The sequence below is a fragment of the Streptomyces sp. NPDC018693 genome (genome assembly GCF_044391385.1).
Taxonomy (GTDB): Bacteria; Actinomycetota; Actinomycetes; order Streptomycetales; family Streptomycetaceae; genus Streptomyces.
The window spans coordinates 1-13604 of the sequence record NZ_JBIRZZ010000019.1 but is presented as its reverse complement, the minus strand read 5'-3'; the positions used below and the strand labels follow the sequence as shown (position 1 = coordinate 13604).

Annotated in this window: 5 protein-coding genes, 1 tRNA gene and 1 rRNA gene; 1 reads left to right on the top strand and 6 read right to left on the bottom strand. The window is 69.4% G+C overall.

The window, feature by feature from the left end; all coding sequences use genetic code 11:
• Positions 1 to 112: 112 nt before the first annotated feature.
• The 3 genes from ACH5AC_RS33215 to ACH5AC_RS33205 all read right to left on the bottom strand — a co-directional run bounded on the left by ACH5AC_RS33215 (position 113) and on the right by ACH5AC_RS33205 (position 9401).
• Entirely contained in the window at positions 113 to 2839 is a 2727-nt protein-coding gene (locus tag ACH5AC_RS33215; protein ID WP_398865996.1) for a DNA translocase FtsK, read from the bottom strand.
• Positions 2840 to 2984: 145 nt separating this feature from the next.
• On the bottom strand, positions 2985 to 3671 hold the full coding sequence (locus ACH5AC_RS33210) for a two-component system response regulator (RefSeq protein WP_398865995.1): 687 nt from the start codon (positions 3669 to 3671) through the stop codon (positions 2985 to 2987).
• A gap of 273 nt (positions 3672 to 3944) precedes the next feature.
• Positions 3945 to 9401: a HAMP domain-containing protein gene (locus tag ACH5AC_RS33205; protein WP_398865994.1), complete on the bottom strand. Its 5457-nt coding sequence runs from the start codon at positions 9399 to 9401 to the stop codon at positions 3945 to 3947.
• Between the two features lie 384 nt (positions 9402 to 9785).
• Here ACH5AC_RS33205 and ACH5AC_RS33200 point away from each other — a divergent pair, with 384 nt between their 5' ends.
• Complete coding sequence (locus tag ACH5AC_RS33200; RefSeq protein WP_398865993.1) at positions 9786 to 12527, top strand: SpoIIE family protein phosphatase; 2742 nt, start codon at positions 9786 to 9788, stop codon at positions 12525 to 12527.
• Positions 12528 to 12590: 63 nt separating this feature from the next.
• Here ACH5AC_RS33200 and ACH5AC_RS33195 read toward each other — a convergent pair.
• The 3 genes from ACH5AC_RS33195 to rrf form a co-directional block, all read right to left on the bottom strand.
• Positions 12591 to 12663 (bottom strand) — tRNA-Thr (locus tag ACH5AC_RS33195).
• A gap of 75 nt (positions 12664 to 12738) precedes the next feature.
• Complete coding sequence (locus ACH5AC_RS33190; protein ID WP_398866104.1) at positions 12739 to 13416, bottom strand: DegT/DnrJ/EryC1/StrS family aminotransferase; 678 nt, start codon at positions 13414 to 13416, stop codon at positions 12739 to 12741.
• Positions 13417 to 13513: 97 nt separating this feature from the next.
• Positions 13514 to 13604: ribosomal RNA gene (gene rrf / locus ACH5AC_RS33185) — 5S ribosomal RNA — on the bottom strand; the annotation flags it as partial.

Here is a 13604-nt window from a genome sequence, read left to right as displayed (position 1 = left end):
AATGAGACCCGAACCTGACCTCTCGCTCAACTTGACGTGCGTCAAAGGGAAACGGTTGCCCTGTGTTCTCTAACGGGTGAGTCACGAACGCCCGTCTGCCGCGGTGACGCCTCTACCCTTCCGACTCCCCACGGATCACGGCCAGCACACCGTCCAACTCGTCCGGTTTCACCAGAACATCACGCGCCTTCGAACCCTCGCTCGGTCCGACGATGTTCCGCGACTCCATCAGGTCCATCAGCCGCCCCGCCTTGGCGAAGCCCACCCGCAGCTTGCGCTGCAGCATGGACGTCGACCCGAACTGCGTGGAGACCACCAGCTCGGCCGCCTGGCACAGCAGGTCGAGGTCGTCCCCGATGTCCTCGTCGATCTCCTTCTTCTGCTTGGTCCCTACGGTGACGTCGTCCCGGAAGACCGGCGCCATCTGGTCCTTGCAGTGCTGGACGACCGCCGCGACCTCGGCCTCGGTGACGAACGCGCCCTGCATACGGGTCGGCTTGTTGGCGCCCATCGGCAGGAACAGCCCGTCGCCCTTGCCGATGAGCTTCTCGGCGCCGGGCTGGTCGAGGATGACCCGGGAGTCCGCCAGTGAGGAGGTGGCGAAGGCGAGCCGCGAGGGCACGTTCGCCTTGATCAGGCCGGTGACGACGTCGACCGACGGCCGCTGCGTGGCGAGCACCAGATGGATGCCGGCCGCGCGCGCGAGCTGCGTGATGCGCACGATGGCGTCCTCGACGTCCCTGGGCGCGACCATCATCAGGTCGGCCAGCTCATCGACGATCACCAGCAGATACGGGTACGGCTGCAGCTCCCGCTCACTGCCCTCGGGCGGCTTGACGGTCCCCTCACGCACCGCGCGGTTGAAGTCGTCGATGTGCCGGTACCCATAGGCGGCCAGGTCGTCATACCTGAGGTCCATCTCGCGTACGACCCACTGGAGCGCCTCGGCGGCCCGCTTCGGGTTGGTGATGATCGGCGTGATCAGGTGCGGGACGCCCTCGTAGGCGGTCAGCTCGACGCGCTTGGGGTCGACCAGGATCATCCGGACGTCCTCCGGGGTCGCCCGCATCATGATCGAGGTGATCAGACAGTTGATGCAGGACGACTTGCCGGAGCCGGTGGCGCCGGCGACCAGCATGTGCGGCATCTTCGCCAGCGAGTGCATGACATAGCCGCCCTCGACGTCCTTGCCGAAGGCGACCAGCATCGGGTCGTCGTCCTCCGCGGACTCCGCGAGGCGCAGCACGTCACCGAGGTTGACCATCTCCCGGTCGGTGTTCGGGATCTCGATACCGACCGCCGACTTGCCGGGGATCGGGCTGATGATCCGTACGTCCGGGCTGGCGACTGCGTAGGCGATGTTCTTCGTCAGCGCGGTGATCCGCTCGACCTTCACGGCGGGGCCGAGCTCCACCTCGTAGCGCGTGACCGTCGGCCCGCGGGTGAAGCCGGTGACGGCGGCGTCGACCTTGAACTCGGTGAAGACGTTCGTCAGCGAGGCGACCACGGCGTCGTTGGCCGCGCTGCGCGCCTTGCCGGGGCCCCCGCGCGTGAGCAGGTCGAGCGAGGGCAGCGCGTACGTGATGTCACCGGACAGCTGCAACTGCTCGGCACGCGGCGGCAGATCGCGGGGGGCCTCCGGCGGGGCCTTGGTCAGGTCGGGGACCGCTCCGGCCCTGGGCTTGGCCTGCCTGGGCCGCGCGGCCGGGCTCGGCACGGGCGTCGGCGTGGTCGGCTCACGGTCGCCCACACTCACGCCCTGGGTGAGGTCGGCGACGATCGGCGAGGGCGGCATGCCGTGCAGGACGGCGCCGTCGAGGTCCGCGGCGGCGGCCGCGGCGATGTCCACGGCGTCCATCCGGCGGTCCATCGCGGGCTGCGGCACCGCGGAACGCCTCGGACGGCCGCGGCGCCGCGAGAGCGCCTCCTCCTCGGCGCTTTCGGGGTCGAACTCCTGCGGGGCGCCCGAGCGCCTGCGGGAGCGCGCGGGCAGCGCCTCGCGCCACTGCTCCTCGTAGCGCGCGTCGTCGTCGGAGTACTCGTCGTAGGTGTCCGCCTCGGGATCGTGTACGACACCCAACCGCACCCCGAGCTGCCGCAGCCGCTCGGGGATCGCGTTCACCGGGGTGGCGGTGACGACCAGCAGCCCGAAGATCGTCAGCAGCACCAGCAGCGGTACGGCGAGCACCGCCGTCATGGCGAACGTCAGCGGGGTCGCCGCGGCCCAGCCGATGAGCCCGCCCGCGTCCCTTATGGCCTGCATCCCGGCGCTGCGGGCCGGCGAGCCGCAGGCGAGGTGGATCTGGCCGAGCACCCCGATGACCAGTGCCGACAGACCGATCACGATCCGGCCGTTGGCCTCGGGCTTCTCCGGGTGCCGGATCAACCGCACGGCGATCGCCGCGAACAGGATCGGCACCAGCAGGTCGAGACGGCCGAAGGAGCCGGTCACCAGGATCTCGACGAGATCGCCGACCGGGCCCTTCAGATCGGCCCAGGTGCCGGCGGCGACGATCAGCGCGACACCGAACAGCAGCAGCGCGACGCCGTCCTTGCGGTGGGCCGGGTCGAGGTTCTTGGCGCCGTTTCCTATGCCGCGGAACACCGCGCCCACGGCGTGCGCCAGGCCCAGCCAGAGAGCGCGCACCAGCCGGTAGACGCCCCCGGTGGGGTTCGGTGCCGGTTTGGGCGCGGGCTTCTTGGCCGCGGCTTTCTTGGCGGGCGCCTTCTTCGCCGGGGCCTTTTTCGCAGCGGCCTTCTTCCCCGGAGCCTTCGGAGCCTTCGCCGGAGCGGCCGCCTTCTTCGCGGGCTTCTTGGCTGCGGAGGGACGTGAGGCCATAGGTGTGAGGTTACCGGTGGAGACGACAGCGGACACGTGTGCCCACTGCTTCACCCGTTCGTGTCGCCCTTGCCGGGGCGCCCGACTGACGCACGCTCATACGCCACGACGTCCGCGCTCGGCCCCAACAGGTCCGCCGCACACGTCAGTTCTGCGACGGTACCGAGGGCGCCCCGCTGCCCGTGCCCGGCTCCAGGGCGTCCAGCGCCCGTCGCAGGCCGGTGAGCTTGCGCTCCAGATGGGCGGCCGTGGCCACCGCCGCCGCGTCCGCCGACTCGTCGTCCAGTTGCTTGGACAGCGCCTCGGCCTGCTCCTCGACCGCGGCGAGCCGCGCGGACAGCTCCGCGAGCAGCCCGGCCGGCTCCTTGGCGCCGCCGGCCGCGGACTTGCCGCCACCGCCCTCCAACTGGAGCCGCAGCAGCGCCGCCTGCTCACGCAGCTGGCAGTTCTTCATGTACAGCTCGACGAAAACCGAGACCTTGGCGCGCAGCACCCACGGGTCGAACGGCTTGGAGATGTAGTCGACCGCTCCCGCCGCGTATCCCCGGAAGGTGTGATGCGGGCCGTGGTTGATCGCCGTGAGGAAGATGATCGGGATGTCCCTGGTGCGCTCCCGCCGTTTGATGTGTGCAGCCGTCTCGAAACCGTCCATTCCCGGCATCTGGACGTCCAGCAGGATGACCGCGAAATCGTCCGTCAGCAGTGCTTTGAGCGCCTCTTCCCCGGACGATGCCCGCACCAGCGTCTGATCGAGCGCCGAGAGGATCGCCTCCAGCGCCAGCAGATTCTCCGGCCGGTCATCGACCAGGAGGATCTTGGCCTTCTGTACCATGGCCCGCCCTCCTCGCCCCGGCAGTGCACCGGGCGCCGCCCCTGGGGACGACTCCTTTGCGCCGCCCTTCCTTGTGCCGGTCATGGTAGCCGCACCCCGACCGCCGCCACACCCTGTCACCGCGATGTCACTGTGCACATAGCAGGAACGCGGTGGGAGACCAGAAGGTTCCCCGAATCCCGCGCCTCTACACGGCGTCGGCCGCGGTCGGTCAGGGCCTCCTGGTGGGCGCCGGAGGTTCGCGCCCCTCCGGCCGCCCCAGGAACACGCCCGTCAGCGCTCCCGCATCCACTGCCGCATCACCGACAGCAGGTGATCGGGGTCGACCGGCTTCGTCACGTAGTCGGAGGCACCCGACTCGATCGCCTTCTCCCGGTCGCCCTTCATCGCCTTGGCCGTCAGCGCGACGATCGGCAGCCCCGAGAACTGCGGCATCCTGCGGATCGCCGTGGTCGTCGCGTACCCGTCCATCTCCGGCATCATGATGTCCATCAGGACGACCGCAACGTCGTCGTGCTGCTCCAGGACCTCGATGCCCTCACGACCGTTCTCCGCGTACAGCACGGACAGCCCGTGCTGCTCCAGGACGCTCGTCAGCGCGAACACGTTGCGGATGTCGTCGTCGACGATGAGGACCTTCTCGCCGCTGAAGCGAATGCCCACGCGCGCGTGCGACACGCTGTCCTGCTCGGCGGCCCCCCACTGCTCCCGCTGCTCGGACCCGGCCGCGGAACGGCGCCGCCGCCGGAAGAGGGCGGCCGCACCGTTCTGCGTCTCCTGGTACGACTTCACCTCGGCCGGCGTCTCGATCTGCGCACCGGCCAGCTCCACCGGACCGCCGCCGGCCCCGTTCTCCGACGCCAGCAGGTCGCCGGCCTCCAGGGCGGGCAGGTTCTGCTGGTAGCCCTGCGGCGGCAGCTCGCTCGGGTGCAGCGGCAGATACAGCGTGAAGGTGGAGCCACGGCCGGGCTCGCTCTGCGCGTGGATCTCGCCGCCGAGCAGCTGTGCGATCTCCCGCGAGATGGACAGCCCGAGGCCCGTACCGCCGTACTTGCGGCTGGTCGTGCCATCCGCCTGCTTGAACGCCTCGAAGATCACCCGCATCTTGCTCGCCGCGATCCCGATCCCGGTGTCGGTCACCGAGAACGCGATCATCTGCGCGTCCGGATCGCTCAGCGAACCGGCCTCCAGCAACTGCTCCCGGATCGACTGCGGCACATCCGCGCCGGCCGGCCGGATGACCAGCTCCACCGACCCGGAGTCGGTGAACTTCACCGCGTTGGACAGCAGGTTGCGCAGCACCTGCAGCAGCCGCTGCTCGTCGGTGTGCAGGGTGGCGGGCAGCTCCGGCGAGACCCGTACGGACAGGTCCAGGCCCTTCTCCGCGGTCAGCGGCCGGAACGTGGCCTCGACGTAGTCGACGAGCTGGACGAGCGCGATACGCGTCGGGGAGACGTCCATCTTGCCCGCCTCGACCTTCGACAGGTCCAGAATGTCGTTGATCAGCTGGAGCAGGTCGGAGCCGGCACCGTGGATGGTCTCGGCGAACTCGACCTGCTTCGGCGACAGATTGCCCTCGGCGTTGTCGGCGAGCAGCTTGGCCAGGATCAGCAGCGAGTTGAGCGGCGTGCGCAGCTCGTGCGACATGTTGGCGAGGAACTCGCTCTTGTAGCGCATCGACACGGCCAGTTGCTCGGCACGCTCCTCCAGGACCTGCCGCGCCTCCTCGATCTCGGTGTTCTTCACCTCGATGTCGCGGTTCTGCCGGGCCAGCAGCTCGGCCTTCTCCTCCAGCTCGGCGTTGGACGCCTGCAGCGCCTTCTGCCGCTGCTCCAACTCGGCCGACCGCTCCCGCAGCTGCTCGGTCAGCTCCTGCGACTGCTTCAGCAGTTGCTCCGTCTTGGTGTTGACGGAGATGGTGTTGACGCTGGTCGCGATCATCTCGGCGATCTGGTTGAGGAAGTCCTTGTGGATCTGCGTGAACGGCGTGAAGGACGCCAGCTCGATCACACCGAGCACCTTGCCCTCGAACAGCACCGGAAGGACGATCACCTGCGCGGGCGGGGCCTCCCCGAGCCCGGAGGAGATCTTCAGATAACCGGTCGGCGCGTCGGCCACGAGGATCGTGCGCTTCTCCTGCGCGGCCGTCCCGACCAGCGCCTCACCCGGCCGGAAGGATGTCGGCATGGAGCCCGACGAGTAGCCGTACGAGCCCAGCATCCGCAGCTCGTACTGCTCGCCCTCCTCGTCGGCCGACGGCATCGCGAGGAAGAACGCGCCGTGCTGCGCGGCCACCAGGGGCGGCAGCTCACTCATGATCAGCGAGGCCACGTCCACCAGGTCGCGCCGGCCCTGCATCAGCGCCGACACGCGCGCGAGGTTGCCCTTCAGCCAGTCCTGCTCATTGTTGGCGATCGTGGTGTCGCGCAGGTTGGCGATCATCTTGTTGATGTAGTCCTGCAGTTCCTGGATCTCGCCGGAGGCGTCGACGTCGATCTTCAGGTTGAGGTCGCCACGGGTCACCGCGGTCGCCACGCGCGCGATGGCGCGCACCTGCCGGGTGAGGTTTCCCGCCATTTCGTTCACGGACTCGGTCAGGTCGCGCCAGGTCCCGTCGACGTCACGCACGCGTGCCTGACCGCCCAGCTGGCCTTCGGTGCCCACCTCGCGGGCGACCCGGGTGACCTCCTCCGCGAAGGACGACAGCTGGTCGACCATCGTGTTGATCGTCGTCTTCAGCTCGAGGATCTCGCCACGGGCGTCGATGTCGATCTTCTTCGTCAGGTCGCCCTTGGCGATGGCGGTGGTCACCATGGCGATGTTGCGCACCTGACCGGTCAGGTTGGACGCCATCTGGTTCACCGACTCGGTGAGGTCCTTCCAGGTGCCTGCCACACCCGGCACATGCGCCTGACCGCCCAGGATGCCGTCCGTGCCCACCTCACGGGCCACCTTGGTGACCTGCTCGGCGAACGAACTCAGCGTCTTGACCATGGTGTTGAAGGTGTCGGCGAGCTGCGCGACCTCACCGCGCGCCTCGATCGTCACCTGCCGTGTCAGATCGCCGTTGGCGACGGCCGCCGCGACCTGCGAGATGTTGCGCACCTGCATGGTCAGGTTCTTGGCCATCAGGTTGACGTTGTCGCTGAGGTCCTTCCAGATGCCCACCACTCCGGGCACATGCGCCTGACCGCCCAGGATGCCCTCGGTACCCACCTCACGCGCGACCCGCGTCACCTGCTCGGCGAACGACGACAGCTGGTCGACCATCGTGTTGACGGTGGTGACGAGCTCCAGGATCTCGCCCTTGGCGTCGACGGTGATCTTCTTCGACAGGTCGCCCTTCGCGACCGCGGTCGTGACCTCGGCGATGTTGCGCACCTGGATGGTCAGGTTGTTCGCCATGAAGTTCACGGACTGCGTGAGGTCCTTCCAGGTGCCGGAGACCCCCTGCACCTCGGCCTGACCGCCCAGGATGCCCTCGGTGCCCACCTCACGGGCCACCCGGGTCACCTGCTCCGCGAACGACGACAGCTGGTCGACCATCGTGTTCAGGGTGTTCTTCAGCTCCAGGATCTCCCCGCGCGCGTCCACGGTGATCTTCTGCGACAGGTCACCGCGAGCCACGGCCGTGGCGACCTGCGCGATGTTGCGCACCTGGGCAGTGAGGTTTCCTGCCATGCCGTTCACGGAGTCGGTCAGGTCCCGCCAGACACCGGCGACGCCGGGCACCTGCGCCTGACCGCCGAGGCGCCCGTCGGTGCCCACCTCACGCGCGACCCGGGTCACCTGGTCGGCGAAGGCGGAGAGCTGGTCGACCATCGTGTTGATGGTGTTCTTCAGCTCCAGGATCTCCCCGCGCGCGTCGACGTCGATCTTCTGCGACAGATCACCACGGGCCACGGCCGTCGTCACCTGGGCGATGTTCCTCACCTGCGAGGTGAGGTTCCCGGCCATCGAGTTGACGGAATCGGTGAGCTCCTTCCAGGTGCCCGACACTCCGTCCACGCGCGCCTGACCGCCCAGCCGGCCCTCCGTGCCCACGTCCCTGGCCATCCGGGTCACCTGGTCGGCGAAGCTCGACAGCTGGTCCACCATCCTGTTCACGGTGTTCTTCAGCTGGAGCATCTCGCCGGACACATCGACGGTGACCTTCTGCGACAGATCGCCGTTGGCCACTGCCGTCGTCACCTGGGCGATGTTCCTCACCTGTCCGGTGAGGTTGCGGAACGCCGTATTGACGGAGTCGGTCAGATCCTTCCAAGTACCGGCCGCGCCCGGCACCTGCGCCTGACCGCCCAGCTCGCCCTCGACACCGACCTCCCGCGCCACGCGCGTGACCTCGGCACCGAAGGCCGACAGCTGGTCCACCATCCCGTTGACGGTGTTCTTCAGTTCCAGCATCTCGCCGGCCACATCCACCGTGACCTTCTGCGACAGATCACCGTTGGCCACCGCCGTCGTCACCGCGGCGATGTCCCTCACCTGGGTGGTGAGATTACGGAACACGGTGTTGACGGAGTCCGTCAGGTCCTTCCACGTCCCCGCGGCGCCCGGCACATTGGCCTGCCCGCCGAGCCGCCCCTCCGCGCCCACCTCGTTGGCCACGCGCGTGACCTCGTCGGCGAAGATCCGCAGCGTCTCGGTCATTTGGTTGATCGTCTCGGCGAGCTGCGCGACCTCGCCGCGCGCCTGCACGGTCACCTTCCGCGACAGATCGCCGTTGGCCACCGCGGTGGTCACCTCGGCGATCCCGCGCACCTGGGCCGTCAGATTCCCGGCCATGGTGTTCACCGAGTCGGTGAGTTCCTTCCACACCCCGTCGACGCCCGGCACCTGCGCCTGACCGCCCAGGATGCCCTCGGTGCCCACCTCACGGGCGACCCGCGTCACCTCCGACGAGAAGGCGGAGAGCTGGTCGACCATCGTGTTGACGGTGTTCTTCAGCTCCAGCATCTCGCCGGCGACATGAACCGTCACCTTCCGTGACAGATCACCCTTGGCGACCGCCGTCGTCACCAGCGCGATGTCCCGCACCTGGGCGGTCAACCGGTACGCCATGGTGTTGACGGACTCCGTGAGGTCCTTCCACGAACCCGACATACCGCGCACCTGGGCCTGCCCGCCCAGCTTGCCCTCGGTGCCGACCTCGACGGCCACGCGCGTGACCTCGTCGGTGAACGTCGACAGCTGATCGACAAGGTTGTTCACCGTCCGCCCGACCTTCAGGAACTCCCCGCGCAGCGGATGCCCGGCCCCTTCCGGCGTGTGCGCCCGCAGTTCCATTCGCGGCGACAGATCACCGTCGGCCACCGCCGACAGCACCCGGCCGACCTCGGAGACGGGCCGTACGAGATCGTCGACCAGCGCGTTGGAGTGGTCGATGGCGGCCGCCCAGGAACCCTCACAGGCACCCGTCTCCAGCCGTTCCGTGAGCTTTCCCTCACGACCCACGACCCGCCGCACCCGCGACAGCTCGCCCGTCAGATGCAGATTGCGGTCGGCGACCTCGTTGAAGACCGCCGCGATCTCGGACATCACGCCGTCGCCGGACACCGTGAGCCGCTTGCGGAAGTTCCCGTCCCGCATCGCCAGCAGGGCGGCCAGCAGACGGTTCAGGGCCGCCGTGTCCACCGTTGTGGTCCCGCCTCGTGGTGCTCGCTGCTTGCCCAGGGACTGTCCGCCTTTCGCGCGCGCCTTAGTGCTCCGCGTCGCTGCGCCAGACTCCACTGTGTCCCTCCCGCAGGGGTCGACCGTTACTGCTGTGCCCGGTGCTACTGCTCGCCGTTCCAGTTACTGCTGTTACTGCTGCGTATTCCTGCCCGATGTAAGCAGCCCCGTGCGAAGGCTGCTGCCCCCCGCACCCGGACGACATCCGGTCCGCCCGGACCTTCACAAGAAGCTTGCCCAGTGTTTCACCCTCACCGAACCAGGCCATAACAGTTCGGCAGCTTCGCACATCGTCCGCACACCACCGGGCGGAAACACTGCTGACCGGCATCCGCTCGGACCGGGAAGGTAAGTAACCTTGCATGCGGCTGTCCAGCCGCGCCGGTCCGACCGGCCTGGGCGGTGGCACGAGCACGAGCGGGCATCGGAGGGGCGGCCGCAGACATGACCACCGGACTGATCCCCGGGGGACAGCCCCCGGACCCCCGGCCGACCGGAGCACGCCCGCCCCACCAGCGGCGCGCCCCGGACAGCCACGGAGTCCAGCACGTCGACGACCGGCCGAGGAGTTCTGTGATCACCGCGCGCGCGGCTGCCAGTTTCGAGCCCGTAGGGCGATCGGTCGCGACCGCCCGCTCCTTCGTCCGCGACACCCTCCAGGGCTGGGGTTTCGCCGATATCGTCGACGACGCCGTCGTCCTCACGAGCGAACTGGTGACGAACGCGGTCGTGCACGCCGGCACCCACGCGGACGTCCTGTGCCTGCGCAGCGAGGACGGCGTCCGTATCGAGGTCTCCGACCGCTACCCCGAGCGCGAGATCCCCCTCCAGGGCTCCCCCTCGGACATGGGCAGCCCCGACCGCGAGGGCGGCCGCGGACTCCAGCTGTGCGCGGCGATCGCCGGCCGCTGGGGCGTGGAGTACACGCCCACCCACAAGAACGTCTGGTTCCAGCTCGCCCTCCCCGAGCGCCCGGTCGGCACCCGCGCGGCAGGCCCCTCCCTCCCGTCCGACCTCCTCCCGCTCGCCGACGGCCGCGTCCGCGTCGCGGTCGTCCAGATCGACCGCACGGGCGCCATCTCGGCGTGGAACGAGGACGCCGAGGAGCTCTTCGGCTACCCGGCCGACCAGGTCACCGGCAAACCCCTGACCGACCTCGCGGCCTGGCCGCACACCCCGGGAACCAGCACCGGCATCGCCGAGGCCCTCGGGCTCTCCCGCTGGGAGGGCAGCTACGGCATCAGAGGCTCCAACGGCCGCGTCATTCCCGTGTACGCCTCCCACCTCCGCGTCCGCGACACCGGAGGCGAACCCTCCACGGTCTGCCTCCTGGTCCGCGACCACGAACGGGCCGTCCTGCAGACCCCGTCCCGCATCCCGTCCTCCGACCCGGCGCCCGCGTCCGACGGCCAGAGCACCGACCCCTTCGAGGTCTTCATCGGCTCCCCCGCCCCGGACGACCTCGACGGCCTCCTCCAGCGCACGGTCGAACGCGCCCGCGACATGCTCGACGCCGACTCCGCCTTCCTACTCCTCGCGACCGACGACGAAACGGAGTTGGAGGTCCGCGCCTCCACCGGCCTGCCCTCCGCCCGGCAGCGCTTCGCGCGCGTGCCCGTCGAAGCGGGCCCCGGCCGCTACGGCTCTGCTCGCATGCCCGCCGTCCACGAGGACCTGCTCGCCGTACCCGGCGCCGTACCCCTCCTCAACGGCACGGGCATGCGCTCGGTCGTCACCGTCCCGCTCAAGGTGGAGGGCCGCCTCACCGGTTCCCTCGGCGTGGCGGCCGAGTCCCCCGGCCGCTACTCCAACGAGGAGGCGCTGCGCCTGCAGTTCGCGGCCGACCGCATCGCCCTGGCGGTGGAGTCGGCCCGCCTCGGCGAACTGGAGCGCCTGCGCCGCGGCTCGCTCAGCTTCCTGGTCGAGGCGTCCGACCTCCTCGCCGGCACCCTCGACCGCGACCAGACCCTGGCCCTGATGGCCCAGATGACCGTCCCCACCCTGGCCACCTGGTGCGCCGTCTACACGATCGCCGACCAGGCGTCCGAGCCCTACCTGTCGTACGTCCTGCACGAGGACGAGGAACTCATCGACGGCATCAAGTCGTTGCTCTCGAAGATCCCCCCGCCCGACCCGGTCCCCACCCCCGGCGCCCGGGTCTGGCCGGCCCCCGGCGAGGCCGCGCACGACGCCGCCCTGCGCAGCTCGATGCGCAGCCTCGGACTGAACGGCGGCCCGAGCCACCGGATCACCTCGGGCATCGGGCCGACCCTCGCCACCGCCTCCGCGGTCGGCGGCGAGACCGTCGTCCTGCCACTGGTCGCCCGCAACCGCGTCATCGGCATGCTGACGCTCGGCAAGCCCACCGACGAACACTTCCGCCAGGAGATCCTGGAACTGGCCGAGGACCTCTCCCGCCGGGCGGCCCTCGCCCTGGACAACGCCCGCCTCTACTCGGAGCGCACCGCGATCAGCCAGTCCCTCCAGCGCAGCCTGCTCCCTCCGGAGCTGCCGGAGATCGACGGCGTCGAGGTCGAGGTCATCTACCGCGCGGCCGGCGAGGGCAACGAGGTCGGCGGCGACTTCTACGACCTCTTCCCGATCAGCGACGGCGCCTACGGCTTCGCCATCGGCGACGTCTGCGGCACCGGCCCGAACGCGGCCGCGGTGACGGGCCTGGCCCGCCACGCCCTACGCCTGCTGGCCCGGGAGGGCCTCAGCGGCCCCGCCGTCCTGGAGCGCCTGAACTCCGCGATCCTCGACGAGGGCGCCCGCAGCCGCTTCCTGACCCTGCTCTACGGCGAACTCCGCCCGCAGGACGACGGAAGCGCCGAACTGAAGGTGGTCTGCGCCGGCCACCCGCTCCCGCTGCGCCTGCGCCAGGACGGCACGGTCGAGGCCGCCGCCGAACCCCAGCCCCTGCTGGGCGTGATGGAGGACCTGGAACTCTACGAGCAGACGATCACCCTGGATCCGGGCGATGTCCTCCTCTGCGTCACGGACGGCGTCACCGAGCGCCGCGAGGGCAGCCGCATGCTGGGCGACGACGGCCTCGCCGACGTCCTGACGACCTGCACGGGGCTTACGGCGGGGGCGGTGGCCGCCCGCATCATGCGCGCCGTGGAGCGCTTCGCCTCGGACGCCCCGTCCGACGACATGGCGATCCTGGCGATGCGAGTGGCCTGAGAGGGAAGCATGAGAAAGCCCCCGCCCGAAAGGGCGGGGGCTTTCTCATGGACTTCTTCTCTGAGCCCCCAAACGGAATCGAACCGTTGACCTTCTCCTTACCATGGAGACGCTCTGCCGACTGAGCTATAGGGGCTTGTCACTTTTCGAGGTTTCCCTCGCGGCAACGGAATAGATCATACCCCGAACAAACCCGAACTCCCAAACTCGTTCAGAGGGCCGGCTGGAGCAGCCCGCCGAGCGTGTTGCAGGCTGCCACTATTCGCCGCATGTCCCGCTTCGTCAGCGACCTGTCCACGGGCAGCGAGAGCGTCTCGTCCACGGCCAGCTCCGTCTCCGGCAGCGACACAGCCCGGCGGAACTCGGGCAGCCGGTGCACCGGCGTCTTCACCGGCACCCGACAGTCAACTCCCCTGGCTCGCAAGGCCCGTGCGAAGGCATCCCGATCCGGCCGCCCATTGCCCGGCACCCGCACCACGTACTGCTGATAGGTGTGCCCGTCCCCGCCTTCCGGCGGCCGCACTCCACGCAACCGCGCGTCCAGATAACCGGCCCGCTCCCGCCGCCCCGCGACCTCGTCGTACGACGCGTCACACTCCGCCCGCTCCAGCACCAACAGCCCGTACCGCCGCCCGACCTCGTGCAGAGTGGCGACGTCCGCCGGCCGCCCGAAGCGGTGCACGGCAACCACCCCCGCCGTCTGCGCAGTTACGACGGCTTCGACGGCAGCGGGGTCGAGGCAGTAGGTCACCGGATCGATATCGGCGAACACCGGCAGCGCACCCACGACAGTCACCGCCTCGGCAATCTCCACATTCCCGAAGGCCGGCACGATGACCTCGTCACCGAGCCCGACCCCTGCGGCCCTGAGCAGTGCGGCAGTACCCATGCCGTGATGCTGACCGCGGAACGTGAACTCGAGATTACGGAAAACAAAAAAGGGTGGAACCCTGAACCGAAGTTCGGGTTCCACCCTTTGAAGAATTGTTCGGCGGCGTCCTACTCTCCCACAGGGTCCCCCCTGCAGTACCATCGGCGCTGTGAGGCTTAGCTTCCGGGTTCGGAATGTAACCGGGC